General features: G+C 67.6%; 9 protein-coding genes. 7 read left to right on the forward strand and 2 right to left on the reverse strand.

From position 1 onward, the window contains the following. The first annotated feature begins 591 nt into the window (after positions 1 to 591). On the forward strand, positions 592 to 2,085 hold the full coding sequence (locus tag OG594_RS04775) for an FAD-binding oxidoreductase (protein WP_266595467.1): 1,494 nt from the start codon (positions 592 to 594) through the stop codon (positions 2,083 to 2,085). 326 nt (positions 2,086 to 2,411) lie between these two features. Continuing rightward, positions 2,412 to 3,899 (forward strand): vanadium-dependent haloperoxidase, encoded by a 1,488-nt coding sequence (locus OG594_RS04780; protein ID WP_266595469.1) that lies wholly within the window; start codon positions 2,412 to 2,414, stop codon positions 3,897 to 3,899. A 256-nt stretch (positions 3,900 to 4,155) separates the two neighbouring features. On the opposite strand, the gene OG594_RS04785 is transcribed toward OG594_RS04780, so the two are convergent. Beyond that, entirely contained in the window at positions 4,156 to 8,145 is a 3,990-nt protein-coding gene (locus tag OG594_RS04785) for a ricin-type beta-trefoil lectin domain protein (RefSeq protein WP_266595471.1), read from the reverse strand. Between the two features lie 1,026 nt (positions 8,146 to 9,171). Between OG594_RS04785 and OG594_RS04790 the strand changes: the two genes are divergently transcribed. After that, entirely contained in the window at positions 9,172 to 15,129 is a 5,958-nt protein-coding gene (locus tag OG594_RS04790) for an RHS repeat-associated core domain-containing protein (protein WP_266595473.1), read from the forward strand. A gap of 705 nt (positions 15,130 to 15,834) precedes the next feature. Next, positions 15,835 to 16,281: a hypothetical protein gene (locus tag OG594_RS04795; protein WP_266595475.1), complete on the forward strand. Its 447-nt coding sequence runs from the start codon at positions 15,835 to 15,837 to the stop codon at positions 16,279 to 16,281. A gap of 102 nt (positions 16,282 to 16,383) precedes the next feature. Here OG594_RS04795 and OG594_RS04800 read toward each other — a convergent pair whose 3' ends face one another. Beyond that, a complete protein-coding gene (locus tag OG594_RS04800; RefSeq protein ID WP_266595477.1) occupies positions 16,384 to 16,692 on the reverse strand; it encodes a hypothetical protein in 309 nt (102 codons plus the stop codon). 1,068 nt (positions 16,693 to 17,760) lie between these two features. On the opposite strand from OG594_RS04800, the gene OG594_RS04805 reads away from it, so the two are divergent. The 3 genes from OG594_RS04805 to OG594_RS04815 all read left to right on the forward strand — a co-directional run bounded on the left by OG594_RS04805 (position 17,761) and on the right by OG594_RS04815 (position 19,655). Next, positions 17,761 to 18,192: a hypothetical protein gene (locus OG594_RS04805; RefSeq protein WP_266595479.1), complete on the forward strand. Its 432-nt coding sequence runs from the start codon at positions 17,761 to 17,763 to the stop codon at positions 18,190 to 18,192. A 215-nt stretch (positions 18,193 to 18,407) separates the two neighbouring features. Then, the gene (locus OG594_RS04810) at positions 18,408 to 18,728 is read left to right on the forward strand and encodes a hypothetical protein (protein WP_266595481.1); all 321 of its coding nucleotides are present in this window, start codon (positions 18,408 to 18,410) and stop codon (positions 18,726 to 18,728) included. A gap of 21 nt (positions 18,729 to 18,749) precedes the next feature. Further along, positions 18,750 to 19,655, forward strand: coding sequence for a hypothetical protein (locus tag OG594_RS04815; RefSeq protein ID WP_266595483.1), 906 nt, complete (start codon positions 18,750 to 18,752; stop codon positions 19,653 to 19,655). The last annotated feature ends 16 nt before the right edge of the window (positions 19,656 to 19,671 follow it).

Here is a 19,671-nt window from a genome sequence, read left to right on the forward strand (position 1 = left end):
GGTCGCCTCGATTGCCGTGCGCCTCGGCCACGTCCATCTCGGGGCCTGTGACCTGCGCGTTTCGGTGACCCGCAGGCCACCAGCACCGCGAGCATGATCTGCGGATGACCCCCGGCCCCGTTGTTGCACCGCTGCTTGGCGAATACCGCAAGGTTTGCCGTCGCGTCCGGGACCGCCCCCGGACGCTGACACCGTGCGGCGAGCGATCGAAGCACGGGGGTGTGCCCGGTCCCGCCGCTCGCGCCCGCCTCGTACTTGACCGCGGGGACGTCTCCGGCCGCGAGCCCGGTCACCTTGGAGAGTCTCGGCGACCAACTCCTGCGCTTCCACGAGGTGATCGGTCACCGGAAGGGCGAGGCCGCCGGGGGTTCCGGAGGAACTGCAGCCCATCCAGGCCCCGGTAATGCAGCCGTATTACCAGCCAAGCGCATCGGGTTCGCGCTGTGGAGCTACGGCGTTAGCCCCTACGGCCGAGATCGCGAGTGTGTCGGAGCAGTCCACGCAGACGTCCTTGCTACCGTCCACTTCGCCTAAATCGCCCGTAAGGGAATCATTCGCACCTATCGGTGGCCGAGAGGAAAAAGACGGACTATGAACGACTTTTCCCGTCGCAAACTACTCAAGGCGACCGCGGTCGCCGGTGCCGGCGCGGTCGTCGCGCAAGGCGTCACGACCGCGGAGGCCCACGGTGCGAGCGCCGTGAACGAGCCCCCCAAGCACACGAAGTGCCCGCCGGCTAAGCTGACCGGCCGCATCGTCCGCCCCGACAACGCCGGGTACACGGAAGCCCGCCTCGGCTGGGACCAGCTCTTCTCCCACTACCCGCTGGTCATCGTCTTCGCCCAGAACACCCAGGACGTGGTCAACGCCCTGACGTGGTCCCGGCAGAACGACGTCGCGGTACGGGTCCGGAGCGGCCGCCACAGCCTTGAGGGCTGGTCGAACGTCGACAACGGTCTCGTGATCGACATCAGCGAGCTGAAGTCGGTCCACATCGACAGCGCCGCCCGGATCGCGACGGTCGGCGCCGGGCTCAGCCAGCTGGAAGCGGTGACCACGCTCGCGGAGCAGAACTTCGCGGTGACGACGGGGACCGAAGGCACCGTGGGCCTGTCCGGGGCGACACTCGGCGGCGGTTTCGGCTTCCTCACCCGCTGGCTCGGCATGGCCTGCGACAGCCTGATCGGTGCTGAGATCGTGGTTGCGGAAGGCGACGAGTGCGCCAAGGTGGTCAAGGTCGACCTGCGCCACCACGGGGACCTGCTCTGGGCGCTGCGCGGAGCCGGCAACGGCAACTTCGGGATCGTCACCTCACTCACCTACAACGTGGCCCCGCTGAAGAGCGTCACGTACGTACAGGCCACCTGGGACGGAATCGGCGACCTGCGCAGGATCTTCGACACCTATCAGCGCACTGCGCCGTACATCGACGACCGCCTCGGCACCCAGCTCGAAATCCACCGGAACCAGATTTTCCTGTTCGGGGTCCTCGCGGAAGGAACACCCGCGGAGGCGAAGAAGCTGCTGGACCCGCTCCTGTCGATCGACAGCCCGCAAGTGGCGGTGCAGGTGGGGAACTGGGGCGACGTGTATGCCGGCTTCCAGATCCCGACCGCGGACGAACCCGCGAACTGGAAGTTCTACTCCCAGTTCACCAGAAAGCCGTTCCCGAGCAAGGCGATCGATGTGATCGTCTCGTACATGCAGAACGCGCCCACGGACGACAGCAACTTCTTCGCGCAGGCGTTCGGCGGGGCGGTCAGGAAGACCCCCCGTGGCGGCACCGCGTTCCCGCACCGCGATGCGCTCTTCTACTCCGAGCCCGGTGCCGGCTGGGGCACCCGCTCCGAAGAGCCGGGCGTCTGCGACCCGCTCACCCCGCAGGCCCAGGCCTGGATCGCCGAATTCAGCCTGGCCCTGCGCCCCTACGTGGACGGCGCCTACGTCAACGTGCCGAACGTGGGCATGCAGGACTGGGAGACCGCCTACTGGGGATCCAACTTCGACCGACTGCGCACGATCAAGGCGGAGTACGACCCGCACAACGTCTTCAAGTACGAGCAGAGCATTCCGCCCGCGTCCTGATGGACGAGCAGGGCCTGCGCCCCCTCCCCCGACCGGTGAGGGGGCGCAGGCGCGTCGACGGCCTCCGCCGGGTGGTGAACGGGTCCCGCACGGCTCGGCTTGGACGAGCGGGCCGCGTTGCCTGAGTTGTTCGCCAAGGAGTGCGGTTGGTCCGCGGCGGGGAGGGGCGAAGGCCTGAGCGGGCGGCACAGGTCTTCCAACGGCGGCAGCGGCATGCGCATGGGAAGTCGCGTCCGTTCGCGGCCAGTTGGTGCACCGCCCATCCATCGCGACCGCGATCGGATGCGCATTTCCATGTACATACCGAAAGGAACGCCGTGCCCCTCATGCCCAACCATGGCCGCCAGTCGGCCGCGAAGTCCGCGCTACCGCGCTCGAAGTCCCGCGCAGGCAGGCGCCTGGGACGGCTCCGGGCCGTCGTCGTGGCCGGTGCCCTGCTTGCCGGGCTGAGTCCGGTGGCGGCCGCTGCGCCGCAGGCCGCCGCCGGGCCGGAGCGCAAGGGCGATCCGACGCAGTACTGGAACAAGGTCCTGCTTCAGACGTTCCGCAATGCGCGGGGCTGGGACGCCTCGCCCGGCAAACTCTCCCGATCCGGGGCCATGGTCTTCGCGGCGATCTACAACGCCGAGAGCGCCTACCAGAACACGTACGGAACCATGAAGTACGAGCCGTACCTCAACCGGCCGCTCAAGTACGCCACCGACTCGTCGAAGCCGCCCGCGGACGAAGAAGAGCGGCTGATCGACCGCACGGCGTACCGGATGCTCTCCGAGCTGTACCCGGGAGACCGGGCCTTCATCGACGCCCGGTACGAGGCCCGGACCGGCCGCTCCCCCCGTGCCCACGACCCCCTCGACCGCCTCGTGGTCGACCGCGTGGTGAGGCAGATCAACAAGGCGCGGGCGAACGACGGTTCGGACAACCCGGAGCTCTACGACGGCGACACCACCACACCCGGAGCCTGGCGGCCGACGGGCGAAGAGGCGACGGCTGACGAGGGGGCCTGCCAGGAGCCTGGCGACGCGGTGACCCCGAACTGGGGCAAGGTGAAGCCGTTCGTGCTCCGCTCCGGTTCGCAGTTCCGGCCTCCCAGCCTGCGCGGCTTCACTTCCTACGACAAGATGGTGAACAGCCCGGAGTATGCGCGCCAGGTCGACGAGGTGCGACGCGTGGGTGCCGTCGACTCCACCGAGCGCACCCGCGAACAGACCGTCATCGGCTGGTTCTGGGACCACGACCTGAACGGCACCTACCACCCCCCGGGGCAGCTGCTCCAGCTGACCGGGACGGTCGCCAAGAAGTTCAAGCTCGACACGTACGAGACGACCCGCTTGTTCGCACTGTCGGCGCTAACCCTCGCGGATGCCGGGATCACGGCCTGGGACAGCAAGTTCGACGGGCCCATCAACGAATGGCGTCCGGTGTCCGCGATCCAGGCGCTGGGCGGAGAGAACGCGAACTGGCAACCCCTCAGCGCGGACCGGGCGGGAAAGCCGTGGACCCCGTGCTTCATCGCCTGGACCTCCGGGCACGCCAACTTCACCGGTGCGTGGGCAGCCGCGATGCAGAACTTCTTCGGCCGTGACGACGCCTCGTTCACCGCGCAGTCCGAGGACCCGCACACCCTCGAGCGGTTCCGCCGGATGAACAGCTTCAGCCAGGTCGCCGAGGAGGGCGAGTTCAGCCGAATGTGGCTGGGCGTGCACTTCCGCTGGGACGCCGAGGACGGGAGGGAGATCGGCACCAACGTCGGCGACTACGTGTTCGCCAACGCGCTCCAGCCGACGCGATCGAGCCGTCCGCATCAGCAGTGAACCGACGCCCTGGCCCGCGCCAGCGGAGGGGCTGCTCGTACCAACGCCGTTCGGTTGAAGCGGGACCGGGTGAGTCAAGGGTCGTAGGTGGTCCGGTCGTCACCAGTCCCAGGTATGAGGAGCAGGGGTGGGCAGGGCTTGGTCTTCGGTGCTCGGCTCGCCCGGACGGATGCTCTGCCGGTGCTCCGGGGTGTGGAAACCGGCCCGCCCCCTCCGCGATCGCGGAGGGGGCGGGCCGGCAGGTCGGGGTCGGCGGTCAGCCGGCCAGGGGTGTCGCGAGGCCGGGCGTGTGCCAGCGTTGGTTGTTGTTGCCCATGCAGTCCCAGATGTGGAGTTGTGTTCCGTTGTCGAGCCGTGCGGACGGCACGTCGAGGCAGCGGTTGGCGGTCGGGTTGAAGAAGCCGCCCGTCGCCGTGGGGAGCCACTGCTGGTTGTAGGCGCCGGTAGCGCACGTCCACAGCAGGACCGGGGTGCCGTTGGCCGTGCCACCTCCTGCAACGTCCACGCACTTTCCGCCGACGCGGAGTTCACCGTTCGCAGTGACCTCGAACCTCTGGGCGGTGTCCTGGTCGGTGCTGCTGCAGTCCCAGATCTGGATGCGGTTGCCATCGGCGTTGTTGCCGCCGTTGTTGTCCGCGCACTTGGCCGAGCTCAATGCCGAGACCAGTTTGGTGCCGGCGCCCGCGGTGGTGGGGACGGTGGAGTGGGAGTAGACCGCGACGTTGCTGATCTTGCCCTCGAAGTAGGAGGAGGGCAGGCTCCGGTGCTTGTAGCGGCCCAGGACCAGGGGGCCGGTGGCGTTCCAGGCGCTGGTCTTGGCGTGGTGGCCGGTGCCGGCCAGGGTGCCGTTGACGTACAGGGCGATCAGGCCGGTGGTGGCGTCGTAGGTGGCGGTCAGCTGGGTCCACGCGCCGGTCTTGACCTTGGCGACTTCGTTCATGGTGATGGTCTGGTCGTAGGCCCAGTCGTCGTCGTCCTTGACCGACATCGCGAAGCGCCAGGTGCCGTCGGCGTCGTGCCAGAGCATGAAGCCGCTGGCGTGCTGGCCGTCCTGGCTGAGGACGACGGACGGCTTCTCCGACTTGGCCCAGGCCGACACCGTGAAGCTCCGGGTGGTGTCGACGCCGGGGCCGGTGGCGGTGACGCTGCCGGAATTGCCGTCGAGGGCGAGCACCTTGGTGGCGGTGCCGGCGACGGTGTCGTTGGCCCAGGTGGCGCCGGTGGCGCTGAGCGTGGCGTTGTTGCGGCGGCGCAGGTCAGCGGCAGCGGATCCCGCGCCTTCGTCCAGCTTCCAGTGCGAGCCGGAGATGCGGGCATCGCCCATGGTGCGGCCGTTACCGAATCCGGTGACCTTCCCGGTGGTGGCGGTGCCGTCCCAGGTGCGCAGCCGGTGGAGGCTGTCCAGGGCCCAGAGGTCGGGGATGCCGTCGGCGCTGGTGTCGCCCGACGAGCCGACTACGGGATGGGTGGCGCCCTGGAGGCCGGAGGCGATCTTGGTGCGCTTGGTGTGGTCACCGAGGGCTGCCGGGTTTCCGGCGACGTTCGCGTACTGGTAGACGTCACCGGTGGTGCCGTCGCGGGCCCACAGGTCGGGAAGGCCGTCGCCGGTGGCGTCGCCGGGTGCGATGAGGGTGAGGTTGTCCCAGCCGGTGGGGCTGAGGACGAGTACGAGCGGATCGCGCAGCTCGCCGGTGGCACCGGTGCCCTGGAAGAGCACCAGTGAACTGTTCGTGCCGTCGTTCTCCACGGTGAGGAGGTCGTTGCGCGGGGTGGCGCCCGTTTCCGGCAGCGCGTCACCGACGGCAAGGATCTGCTTGACCCGGGTCCAGTTCTCGACGTACTCCGCACCGCAGGGTCGGCCGGTGGCGGCTACCTTGCAGTCTTGCGTGTAGGGCCGTGGCACACCGGCTGCGTTGGTCCGGTTGTAGTAGAGGCCGCCGTTGGCTTCGAGGCCGCCCTTGGTGAGGGAGTTGCGGTAGAGCGTGAGCTCCCCGTCGCGGTAGGTCCACAGGTCGTCGATGCGGATGCCGTTGCCGCCGCGGTGCGTCGTCAGCGTGCCGGGGCCCCAGCCCTTGCCCCCGGGGCTGTTGGCCACGTTGGAGGCGATGACGCCGCCGGCGGCCGGGTCGACGGCGGTCGGGTAGACGACGAGGTCGCCGTTGTCCGTCGGGGCGATGAAGTCGACCCGCTCGTCACCGGTGATGTCGCCGAGGGTCGTCTTGGCGTTCGGGTTGTCGGGCACGTAGAAGGCGTACGTGTGCTGCTGCGAGCGGTTGCCCGCGCGGTCCACGGACTGGACGCGAAGGACGTTGGTGCCCCAGGTCGTGGGGGTGAGCTTGAGGGTGGCGCTCCCGTCAGCGGCCGCTTCGACCTGTTGGGCGCCGCCCACCGGGATGGTTCCGTTCAGGGACCACTCGTAGGAGGTGACCCCGCTGAGGGAATCGGTGGACTTCACCGTGAAGGTTCCGGGCTGGCCGATGTGCTGCGCGGAGCCGGGCAGGGTGCCGGACGGCGGGTACTCGGCGGAGGTGACCACGGGAACGGACGGCGGCTGGGTGTCCATGGTGAAGCTGCATCCGGTGACCCAATTGGATGCCATGTCCCCGTCACCGCTCTGGACCTGCCAGCTGTAGGTGTGGCCGTCCACGAGGTAGGTGGGGTGGGCGGCGACCCAGTGGGTTCCAGCCGCGGACCCGATCCAACCGCTGTCGAAGGCGAGGCTGGAGTCCGCGGTGTCGTTGACCAGGAAGCGGGCGGCGTTCGTCTGCCCGTCCGGGTCGCCGATCCAGGCACCGATGCTGAGGCCCGCGTAGTTGGTGGCGCCCACCCAGCCGCAGCCGGTGCCACTGGGGTTCTGCGGCGCGGGGAACGTGCCCAGCGCCCAGGGGTCGTACGGGCGCCGGTTGTACTCGACGTACAGGAACGGCAGGTCGTTCTTGTTGCGGGTGAAGCGCTTGAAGGAGTTGTTGCTGCCGCTCTTGGACTCGTTGGACGCGAAGAGCCCGTAGGTGAGGTTGCCGCGCCAGTAGTTGGCGGCGAGGTGGTTGAGCACGTCCCACTCGCCGCGGCTCGTGGAGCCGGGGCAGCCGGGGCCGCCCGCGCTGTTGATGGAGGTGGTGCGCAGGACCTCCCAGTCGCGTGGCTGGGTGTCCCAGGTGATGTTGGAGGGCAGCTCTCCGGTGGAGTGCAGGTCCACGTCGTAGGTCCGGCTGCACGTCGCGTCCGCCGCGTACGACTGGGTCGCGAAGAAGGAGGCCTTCCTGAGGCTCTTGTCGCCCAGGTCGCTGGTGTCGACCTGTACGTAGTAGCGCTCCAGTCCGGTTCTGGCCCGCCAGCGCTGGTAGCCGACGCCCGGGTCGTAGGTGTCGTTGTAGTCGTCGTAGTTGTTGGCGCCCGGGTAGGCCTCCTGGACCCAAGCCCAGTGCTGCGTGCCGCGGCTGGTGGGCTGCCACGCCGGATCGATGTACACCGGGTAGGCGGTCGCGGGGTCGGTGAGGAAGGCCTGGTCCGGTGCCAGGGCGAGGGAATCCTTGCCCAGGTCGGCCCGGAGCGGGGCGACCTTGGCGAAGTCGCCCGGGCCGTCGGTGCCGGAGACGGGCCGGGCAGGTTCTTCGTCCGCGCCGGTCGGCGCGGACCCTCGGCCCTTGGCCGCTTGGGAGAACGCGGTGGAGCTGGAGGGCTTGGAGAGCGGAGCCCGGACCGGGGCGGTGGAGTCCCACATCGTCGGGGCCGGGGCGCGGAAGACCGTACGGCCCGAGGCGTCGGCCGCCTTGAGGTTGCCCTGGCCGTCGGCGGAGACGGTCACGCCTTCGCCCTTGAGGCCCGTGGTCAGCTTGGCGAGCTTCGGGTGCTTGGCGGCCTCGGCGGACTTGACGACGAGGATCTGGGAGATTCCGCCGGCCTTGTCGGCCGTCACCTTCAGGTCGGTGCCCGGGACCACTTCGCGGTAGAGGGCGCTCTCGCCCTCCAGCACGGGTGTGGGGAGCGGCTCCGGCCAACTCAGCACGAGCTGCTTGCCGTCCTGCTCCAGAGTGGCGAGCGGCACGGTGCCGCCGCCGGACAGGGTCAGACCGTTGGTGGTCGCCTTCGGGCGGAGCATGCCGTCGGCCGCCTTGACGAGGGTGGCGTCGAGGTCGACCCATGTGCCGTCGCGCTGGGTGCGCAAGGGAGCGACGCTGCGGGTCAGGCTGAGGGAGCCGTTCGGGTTGGCCACCACGGCGTCGGTCTCGGTGGTCGCCGCAGCCACGGGCACGGGCTTCCCGGTGCGCTTGGCCTCCGCGAGCGCTGCGTCTTCCGCGGCCTCCCGTTCGGTCGTCGGCCGCTTCGGCGGCGTCTGAGCTGCGGGTGCTCCGGGTGCTCCGGGTGCTCCTGGTGCGGCGGGTGCTGCTGGTGCGGCCGGTTTGCCCGCCGCCGGTGCTGCCGGTTTGCCCGCCGCCGGTGCCGCTGAAGCGGCCGGTGCTGCGCCGACGGACGTGATGGGCAGGGCCAGTGTGACCAGCCCCGCAATGGCGATCGGCCAGCTGGCTGGTCGCCTCTTTCTCAGTGTGCCCCCCACGGCAAACTCCCCGGTTTGATTGCTGCCTGTCAACTGGGCGTGAACGCTAACAGCCCCTTTGGCATATCCCCCGTGGGCGCGAATATGGAATCGGATATTCCTTGGAATTTATTCCCATAATCGTGATCAATTGACTGATGCAAATGAGTCAACCCCTGGGTCGGCGGACTCTTTTCGGACATCTTTGCGGGGTGGGCGCGTCGGTGGGGCACGCCTTGTCCGAATTGCTCTGCATTTTGCGATTTGCTAACACGCTAGGCTCCCAGGCCAATTGATCCACTCGGCGACCTTGGGGGGAATGCCGTGTCGGTACCAGCGGCTGGATTTCGGCCATTAAGAAGAAACTCGAAGATCAAACAGGGCGTTGCAGTCCCGGTGTTGGTGGCTCTCTCGCTGGTCGTCGGCTCGGGCACCGCCCAGGCTGCGCAGTGGCAGCCCAAAGAGAAAAGCCGCTGGTCACCAGAGGTGTTAAAGAAAACGGAATCGGTCCCCGGAAAGAGCGCCCCGAAATCGGACGCAAAGGCTCCGAAAGGCGACGGGGCGAGGGCCTGGAGCCCGAAGGACGTGTATTGGCCACCCGCCTCGGAGGCCGAGGTGGATCTGGGCGCCGCGCGCCCCGCCCCTCCCCGAGGTTCGCTCCTCAGGGCGCCCGCCCCCTCCGACGTCCCGGCGGCTCCCGCTGCTGACCCGAGCCGCGCGGGCGCTGCTCCCGTCTGGGTGACTCCGGCCCCTGCCAAGGACGCGCCGCGCACGGGCAAGGCCGCCGTACAGCTCACGGACCGCTCGGCCGCGGAGAAGGCTGGCGTCCAGGGCCTGCTGCTCGCGGTCCGGCCGGCCGGGGAAACGGTGCAGGGCGGCCCGGTCAAGGTTTCGGTGGACGTCTCGTTCATCGCGGGGGCCTTCGGCGGCGACTGGCTCTCCCGAGCCCGCCTCGTCGCCCTTCCCGCGTGTGCGCTGACCACTCCCGAGCGCGCCGAGTGCCGTACGCAGACGCCGCTGCAGACCGCCCGGGACGGCGACCGTGCCGGGCTGCTCAGCGCGGAGGTGGCCCTCGGCGGAGCCTCCGCACAGGGCGGTGCACGTGCGAGCGGCGCCTCGGGCGGCCCGGGCGGGGCGACCGTGATCGCCGCGTCGGCTGCCCCGGGCGGCCCCGCAGGTACGTACGCGGCCACCAGCCTGGCGCCCTCGGGCAAGTGGGCCAGCGGCGGGAGCGGGGGAGGGTTCTCCTGGTCGTACCCGATCGCGGTGCCCGACGGGCTGGGCGGCGCCAAGCCCACCGTCTCCCTCGCTTACAGCTCCCAGTCCGTTGACGGCCGTACCGCTGCCACCAACAACCAGGCCTCGTGGGTCGGTGAGGGCTGGGACTACTCGCCCGGCTTCGTCGAACGGGTCTTCAAGCCGTGCGCCAAGGACGGTCAGGCCGAATCGAGCGAGCAGTGCCTGGCCGGCCACAACGCCGTCCTCTCCTTGAACGGCAAGTCCTCGGCCCTGGTGCGGAACGACGCGACCGGCGACTGGCGGCTCGAGGACGACGACGCGTCGAAGGTCGAGCGGCTTACCGGCGCGGCCAACGGCGACAACAACGGCGAGTACTGGAAGGTGACCACTGCGGACGGCACCCAGTACTACTTCGGTGTGGGCCGCAAGCCGGGCAGCACCACCGCCCCGCCGACCAACTCCGCCTGGACCACACCGGTCTACGGCAACAACGCCGGCGAGGAGTGCCACCAGTCCACCTTCGCCGCGTCCTGGTGCCAGCAGGCCTGGCGCTGGAACCTCGACTTCGTCGTCGACCCGCGCGGCGGGGTGATCACCCACTGGTACGACACGGAGACCAACCACTACAAGCGCGGAGCGTCGGAGGCGACGCCCAAGGGTGATCTCACCCCGTACATCCGTGGCGGCAACCTCGCCAAGATCACCTATGGTTCGAAGCTGACCGACGCGGACACCGTCAAGCCGACCGCCCAGGTGGTCTTCGGTACGTCCGAGCGCTGCCTTCCGGAAAAGGACGGTTTCGACTGCGCCCCGGCCAAGCTGACCAAGGCCAACGCGACGAAGTGGCCCGACGTCCCCTTCGACCAGAACTGCGCGAGCACGGGCACCTGCGAGAACTATTCCGCCACGTTCTGGACCACCAAACGCCTCACCAAGATCACTACGAAGGTCCTGAACACCAGCGGCGGTTACGACGACGTCGACCTCTACGAGCTCAAGCACGAGTTCCCCAACCCGGAAGACCACACGGCGCCCGCCCTGTGGCTGGCCTCGCTGACCCGCACCGGTCATGACGGCGAAGCCACGTTCGAGACCAAGCCCATCACCTTCACCGGCCAATTGAGGAACAACCGCGTCGATTCCAGTTCCGACAACAGGCCCGCGATGAACCGACGCCGCATCGTCGGCATCACGTCCGAAACGGGCCAGGTCATCGACGTCGGATACGCGGACCCGGACTGCGCGCCGGGCGCTGGCCTGCCGTCCTCGAAGGACGCCAACACCACCCGCTGTTACCCGGTCTACTGGAACCCGGACGACAAGAGCCCGAACGATCCGACCCTGGACTGGTTCCACAAGTACGTCGTCACCCGCGTCACCGAACTCGACCCCTTCGGCGGTTCCCGCCCCCAGGAGACGCGCTACGAGTACGTCGGCGGCGCCGCCTGGCACCGGGACGACGAGGAACTGACCGAGGACAAGCGCCGCACCTGGAACCAGTTCCGCGGCTACGAGCAGGTCATCACCCGCGCCGGTACCGCCCCCGACGCCGTCTCCAAGACCGCGACGTTCTACCTGCGCGGCATGGACGGTGACGTCAAGGCCGACGGCACCAAGCGCACCGCCACCTTCACCGGCCTCACGGGCAGCGCGGTCAAGGACAGCAACCCGTTCGCCGGCACCGTCCGCGAAACCCAGACCTTCGCATCCGACGGCGGCGAACTCGTCACCGTGGTCAAGAAGGAGCCGTGGCTCTCCGCCGCCACCGCCACGCACAGCCGCGGTACGAAGCTTCCCGCGCTCACGGCACAGATGCAGCGCGAGGGCTCTTCCCAGGAGAAGAAGCTGCGCGCCGACAAGACGTGGCAGACCACCTCGGAGACCGTGAAGTACGACGACACGTACGGCATGGAGCTCTCGAACCTGGACCGGGCGGACGGCTTCCCGGACACCTGCACCGTGACGTCCTACGCCCGGAACACGGCGGCCTGGATGCTCGACCGCGTGTCCGAAACCGTCGAAACGCAGGGCAGCGACTGCGCCGCCACCGCGACCGAGGCGAACACCCTCAGCCGCAACCGCACGTACTACGACGGCCAGCCCCACGGCACCCTCACCGGCGCCGGCCAGGTCACCAGCACCGAGGAACTGGACCGCTTCGAGGCCGGCCAGCCGAAGTACAGCCTGAAGGGCAGCACCACGTACGACGCCTACGGCCGTGTCACCAGTGCCACGGACGCCGCCGGCGCCAAGACCACGACGGTGTACGAGCCGGCCGCACCGGCATCCGCCACCACGGTCAAGGTCACCAACGCCAAGAACTGGACCACCACGACCACCCTGCACCCGCTGCGCGCGGTGCCGGTCAAGACCGTGGACCAGAACGACCGCACCACGGAGCTGACCTACGACCCGCTCGGCAGGACCACGGCCGTCTGGCTGCCCGGCCGCGCACGCGGCGCGAGCGCCAGCAAGACCTTCACGTACGACCTCACCAACACCGCCGCCAGCTCCGTCACCACACAAACGCTCCGCGCGAACCAGTCGTACGCGACGTCCATCGCCATCTTCGACGCGTTCGGACAGCAGGTCCAGGTCCAGTCGACCCCGCAGAACGGAGCGGCGACCACCCGCCTGATCGCGGACACGTACTACGACAGCCACGGCCGTGCCTTCAAGACCAACGAGTCCTACGTCAACGCCACGTCCGACCCGGTGAAGACCCGTTTCATCCCCGACGAGAACATGGTTCCGGCCCAGAACGGCACCCTCTACGACGGCCTCGGCCGTCCGGTCGCCAAGACCTTCTCGTCCAAGGCGATCGAGCAGTGGCGCACCACCACCGCCTACCCCGGTGCCGACCGCACCGACACCACCCCGCCGAAGGGGGAGACGGCCAGCAGCGTCCTCACCGATGCCCTCGGGCACACGGCCGAACGGCGCAAGTACAAGGGGACCAAGCCCGAGGGCGACTTCGACGCCACCCGGTACGCGTACAACACCGACGGCAAACTGACCGGGATCACCGACCCGGCCGGCAACGCCTGGAGCTACGCGTACGACCTCCGGGGCCGTCAGATCCGCTCGGTGGACCCCGACAAGGGCGCCTCGACCCTCACGTACGACGACGCCGACCGTCCCGTATCCGCCGAGGACGCCCGGGGCACCAAGATCTTCACCAGCTACGACGTCCTGGGCCGCCCCACCTCCCGCAACCTGAACACCGCCGACGGCACCAAACTGGCCACCTACGAGTACGACACGCTGCTCCCCGGCCAGCCCACGGCCACCACCAGCTGGGTGGACGGCAAGCCCTGGCGGCAGGAAACCACCAGCTACGACGTCGGCTACCGGTCCACCGGAACCAAGCTGACCGTCCCCGCCGGGGAAGGCGCCCTCACCGGCACCTACACCTCGGAGACGACGTACGACCCCATCACCGGGCTGGAGCGCCGCACCACCCTGCCCGCCATGGGCGGTCTGCCCCAGGAGCGCCTCTACACCGGCCGCAACGCCAACGGTCTGCCCACCTCCTACGGATCGGACAACGTCGACTACGTCAACTTCACCGACTACGACGAGTTCGGCTTGGTGAAGCGCACGACCTTCGGCGACGACCCGCGTCAGGTGAGCTTCACCCAGACCCGTGACCCCGCCACCGGGCGTCTGCTGAACACCCAGCTCAAGAAGCAGGATTCGAGCAGCCCGGTCGACATCACCGACTACACCTACAACCCGGTCGGCGACGTCACCTCGGTGACCAGCACCCAGGGCGCCGGACGCGAGACCCAATGCTTCACGCACGACTACCTGCGCCGCCTGACCCAGGCCTGGACCGACACCGGCACGACCACGACCCAGCCCGGGCCGTCCGTCCCCGGTATCGGAGGCTGCACCAACGCTGCACCCCAGCCCGGCAAGATCGGCGGGTTCGCCCCGTACCACCAGTCCTTCACCTACGACGTGACCGGCAACCGCACCTCGTCCACCGACCACGATCCGGCCGGTGACACGGCCAAGACCGTCACCACGACCCACACCTACCCGGCGCCCGGCTCCCCGCGCCCGCACGCCCCGACCTCCACCACCAGGACCACGGGCGCGGGCCCGTCCGTCACCAAGCCCACCACCTACGACGCGGCGGGCAACACGCTCACGCGCCCTGACGCCACGGACACCGGTCAGAAGCTGACCTGGACGCCCGAGGGCAAACTCGCTTCGGCCACCACCGCTGCCGGCACGTCCAGCTACCTCTACGACGCCAATGGCAACAGGCTGCTGCGCAAGGACCCGGGGAAGACCACGCTCTACCTCGGTTCGAACGAACTCACCCTCAACACCGCCGCGGACACGGTGTCCGGCACCCGCTACTACTCCACCCCCGGCGGGACCACCATCGTCCGCACCTCCGACGGCAAGATCGCGTACATCGCCGCCGACCACCACAACACCGGCACCACCACGGTCGACGCTGCGACCCTCCAGGTCCAACGCCGCGCGACCAAGCCGTTCGGCGAGGACCGCGGAGCGGCGCCGGCCGCGTGGCCCGGCGAACGCGGCTTCGTCGGAGGCACGCAAGACAAGAGCACCGGCCTCACCCATCTCGGAGCCCGCGAATACGACCCGCTCATCGGCCGGTTCATCTCGGTGGACCCGCTGATGGTCGTCGACGACCCGCGCCAGCACAACGGCTACCAGTACGGCAACAACAGCCCGCTGACGGAGTCGGATCCGACGGGCAAGGCCCTCCCCGAGTGCCAGAGCGCCATGTACAAGTGCACCAACGGATCCAACCCCTACGACTACGGCTACAGCTACGAGAAGGAAGTCGCCATCGCCGGCGGCACGCTCGACCGCACCTACGTCGAGCGGAAGATCCGTAACAACTACGCCTGCCGAAAAGACCCCGGGTGCAAGCCCTCCAACCGTGGCTGGTCCGGAACTTCGCCCAAGGTGGAGAAGAAGCCGCAAAAGAAGGGGTTCATCGCCAACCTGAAGTCCGGTGATTTCCGTGGTGCATGGAACGTCACTCTGGGGGACTCGGACTGGCGGAAGCATAAGGGTGTAAGTCTCGGGATCGGATTCCTTGCAGCTGCGGGAACTGCGGCTTGTATCGCATCCGTGGTGTGTGGTGGCGGGTTGTTCTTGGTCGGAGCGGCTGCACTGTTCACTGCTGGATTGGGTGCCCATATGGCAGTTGCATCCGAAGAGGAGAGAGCTCGAGGGGCCACCCAGTTCCTTCTGCCCACTGCGAAAGCAGAGGTGATGGGGATGATCGGTGGGGCTACGTTCGGCCGAGGGGTCTTCTTTGGTGTGCTGCTCGGCCCCAAGCAAGGGATCGCTGGCGCCGGACTCACTACTCGAGGGGCTTCTGACCCGCTATTTGCCGGTCTCGCCAGGACCGACTTCGCCGGCATGCGTGGAAGGGTAGTCAATTACATGAAAAACCTCTTCTAGGTTGACCTTAAGGGGTTAGGCTCGGGAAATGCCGCTGCCCGACGGAACGTCGGGCAGCGGCATTTCCATATGCCGTGATCCCTTCAGGTCCGTCGAGATGCTCAGTGCGGCTTGGGTTGGATGGTTTACTTGACTGCTGTCAATAACTTTGGTCACCTGCTGTTGAAGGTCGATGAGGAGGATGGGCGTGGAATTTGTCATCGAGTTAGTCGCCCTGGTTTTGGTCGGGTGGGCTGGCGGCGCTGCGGCGCGGGCCGTGGTTTCCCGAAGGGCCGGTCGGCGGGCAGAGGCTGTTGCTGGCGGGATGATTTCTGCCGTCCCGTGCCGGTTGGCCTGGAAGGCCGGAAACGGGGTGCGGGGTTTCGTCTACGGAAAGTTGACTAGGGACGATAGCGGCGTCTGCTTCAAGCGGATTTCTCGGCGCCTCATTCGAGTGCCAGAGGGTGGCCGGATCTCACGTAATAGCCATTGGCGGCCAGGGATGCAGCTCCTGCGGTATCGAACGCCCGAAGGAGAGGAACTCCGATTCCTGTGCTATGACGCCGATTGTGACACTGTTGTCCAGTACCTGCGCGTTCCCAACCCTGCTGACTTCGACTGATGGCCGTCGTTCCGATCCCGGGAGGGGGATGTCAAATGAAGGTTCGATTTCACCCGCAGCTGCTCGTGAACTAACTCTTAAAGGAAACGCCAATGAAGAGGAGAGTGACGTTCCGTAGCGGTTGGAACATCCTCGTGTGTGGAATCGGTCTCATTCTCCTCTTCGTGGGGTACTCCGGTGCCACCGAAGGGCTCTGGAGCGAATCGCCGCTCACGGTCGCCATGTTCCTCGCCATTGGTCTATTGGTTTCCGTAAGAGCCGCGCTCTGCATGGCATGGGTCGACAGCTCAGGGGTCAAGTACCTTGGAATCATCGCCTGGAAGAAAATCCCTTGGGCGGCGATCGAGGACGTCACCTGCGAGCTTCGTGGCGGGAGCATCGTTACGTCCGCCGTCCCAGTGGTGAGACTGAAAGGCGGCCGGTCTGTTTCACTGGACGGACTGGCCGGCTACACGGCCCGCCGCGAGCAGAATGTTCGTGTGACGGCGCAGGTCCAAGCGATCAATGATGCCCGAAAGCAACATCAGTCAGATGGCATGAGTGGCCGATGAGGGCACTTCAGTAAGGCGTGGATTCTTGGCGGTCCGTCGGTCGGGTCTACCGGCGGACCGCTTCCACTTGTTGGACGGAGCGGTCACGCTTGGCAGGGAGGGTTAGAATCCTGCCATCGACTCTTTGAATACGCCGCCCACTGCGCCGTAGGTGCTGCATTTCATGCTGTGTGATTTCCGTCGGCGATTGAAGCTGAACAGGAAGCAGGCCAGGAAGAGTCCTCCTTCGATTAATGTGACCACTGGGTTGTAGACGAAGAAGGTGAAGGCGGCGACTCCGAGCCAGATCGAGATGGGGAGCAAGGAGCCTCGTAGGACGGCGACGAATCTTACCGGAATCAATCCGGTCGGAAGTGCCCGCTCGTTCCACGCGGTGATGTGGGTGCGCGTCACGCAATTCTCATAGGTCATGTATGCATGAGATCACCCTCGCTGTGATGCACGCAATAACTCCCAGGAGGCGAACCGAAGAAATGCGTCGGGGATCATCAAAGCTCTGGAAGGCGGAAGCGGTGCCGGCGGGGGCCGTGGTTTCTCGAAGGGTCGGTCGGCGGGCAGAGGCCGTTGCTGGCGGGATGATTTCTGCCGTCCCGTGCCGGTTGGCCTGGAAGGCCGTAAACGGGGTGTGGGGCTTCGTCTACGGAAGGTTGACTAGGGGCGATGGCGACGTTTGCTTTAAGCGGATTCCTCGGCGCCTCATTCGAGAACCCTGGAAGGGGAGGAACTCCGATTCCTGTGCTATGACGCCGATTGTGACACTGTTGGCCAGTACTTGCGTGTTCCCAACCCGGCTGACTTTGACTGATAGCCGTCGCTCCGACCCCGGGAGGGGATGTCAATTGAAGGTTCAATTTGATAAACGGCTCCTTGTTCGCCGCCTCCGCTGGATCGGGCCGATCCATGACGGGACGGAGTGTATGCAAATTGGCACCCAGCTCGGCATCCTCGCCCTCTATAGGTGCCGTTCGAGCGTCCCCTCCATCAGCTCGGCAGTCGGTGGGGTCCTTGAGGACTGGAAGGTTCGGCTCGACGGACGGGATCTTGCTGAGATGCGAGGGTGTGCGCCGCCGGGTTACGCGATGAACCGCCAGGTCGCCCATGGCGTGCAAGGGACGCTGCTCGACAGTTCAGTCGCAGTCGTCGGGGCGTCGTCACTCTTCTCTTCCAAGCGGTCCATAAAGTTCTCCTCCGCAGATTCCGCAATCGAATTCTGCGTCAAATGGGGGAAGGTTTCGGTTCGGGATGGGTCTGGAGAAGTGCTAGCGCGGAAGGACGTTTCCGCTTGGCACATGGACGGAGTTGACATGAGGGTGTTTGGTGCCATTGCTCTCGTGGAGATGGCCGGGCTCGGTGCCATGCTCCGCAATCCGGTTCTCTCTGCGCTCTGATGCGGCCCGTGGTGGAACGGTCGTGACGGCAAGACGGCGTGTCCCGCCAGGGGGACCTGGCGGGCAGAGCGAACCCAGGAAGGGCGTAGTCGTGCCTGAGCGTCGGACCGTCCTGCGGCGGAAGTCCTTTGTCGTCTTGTCGCTGTTCTTCACCACGTTGCTCGGAGCGTTTGCCCTGGTGGCTTGGGTGAGCATGGCGGGGAGCGGGCCCGACGAGGACGCACTCAGCGTCATGGCCGCAACGCTGGGCGGGACGGCGTTCATCCGGAGGATCGCCGGGTCGCGCATCGTGCTCGATGAGAAGGGGGTGTCCGTGGTGAATCCGGTGTTCACCCATGACGTTCCCTATCGATATGTGGCCAAGGTCGAATCCGACGACGGGGAACCCAGACCGTCACCACGACGCAGGCCGTCGAAATCGGCGCCGTCGGATTTGCCGGCTCCCTCATCGACCACTTCGTCGGCTCTACGGACCGGGCTGTGGCTCAGATCAACGCAAGACGTGCGGAGCGGCGAGATCTGAGGGGGAAAGTCTCCTGTTGTCCGGCACTACACGCGAGCCTGGGTGGCTGACATCTGCAGCGTGGCCATGCTCGTATGCATCGTTCTTGCCGTAATCACGGGTGGTTGACCGTGCCCCGCCCGCCGGGGAGAACGTGGCGGAAAGTCGACGCTGGTCGTGATCATGGTGCGGTATAGGCTGCTCGTGCTGCCGGGGGATCTACAGGGGGGCTACTCGTGGAGTACGACTCTGAGCCGGAGAACGGCGACGGTTCGGCTCCTTCTTCGTACAGCCGGGACATCAAAGAAGTGCGCCGTTCCGTGCGCGAGGCGCTGCGCGCCGACCTTCCCGCAGCCCATTGGGGCCTGGGGGTGACGGTCGTCGCCTTGATCGTCGTTGCCATTTCCGCAGGCCTCGGCTGGACCTTGATCGTTGCTGCTTCCTTCACGGCCTGGTTCGTTCTTGCGCTGGCAGTGATCGGCCTCGGCGGCGGTCGCGGTGGGGACGCCGTCCGGCGGGCTTACATCGCCACGTTCGGCTGGGGCAACTGGATCTGAACGGTACGAAAAGGGGGACGCATGCTCGCGGCGGGGACGAGGATCGGCGGAGCCACCGCTCTGGCGCTGTTGCTGATGATGGCGCCCGCGCCGAGTGCCTTCGCGGCGCAGGCCGCGGATCCGCCCGCCCCGCTGTCCGACGGGGACCAACTGACCGCGCGTCCCGGTGAGCGCCTGACGTTCACGGCACCCCCGTACCTGCCGGGGTGGATCGGGGACTGGGGGATCTCCAAGGCCTTCGTCCAGCACGGGACGCTGAGGATGCACCATCCGGCCATCACCGCCGTGGCCACCGTGGCGTGTGACACCCCTCCAGGCGTCTACCCGGTCGGGAGGGCGATGCCCGAGTCCGAAGGCGGGCCGGCCGACGGCCACGGCGGCGACGGCGCCTCCTGGGTGACCGTCAAGGTCGTCGACATCGACGGGGCCGAACGCGCGGCCTGCCCCGGGAAGGTCGCGGCCCTTCCCCCGGAGGAGGTGGAGGAGCAGTGGCCCGCTGATGACTCCTGGCCGCAATCACCCTGGGACGTGCGGACGTTCCAGCCCGGTGACAAGGTGACGCCGACGGCCACGGTGATGGGCTACGACGAGCCCCTGACCTCGCGGGGCTTCACCGGCCGGCCCGTCATGCGCGGGGTGAAGGCCGTCGTGACGGCGACCGCGACGATCCGCTGCGATGCCGAGCCGGGTCTGTACGAGGTCCGCTGGGTGGGCAAGGACGAGGTCTGGGCCCGCTACCGGGTGGCCCAGATCGATGACGCGACCCGCGCCTCCTGCCGGGACGGAACGTGGCACTTGGCCACGGGGTGGACTCCCTGGCTGGTCGGCGGCGCGGCTGTCGCACTGGCCGCCGCGGGGGCCTACGCGCTGGTCCGGCGCCGTCGCGGCCCGGCCCGGCCCGCTGACAGCGGGTCGTCACAGGTGTGAGTCCGGTGCGCCCCCC

Source organism: Streptomyces sp. NBC_01214, from assembly GCF_026340975.1.
Taxonomy (GTDB): Bacteria; Actinomycetota; Actinomycetes; order Streptomycetales; family Streptomycetaceae; genus Streptomyces.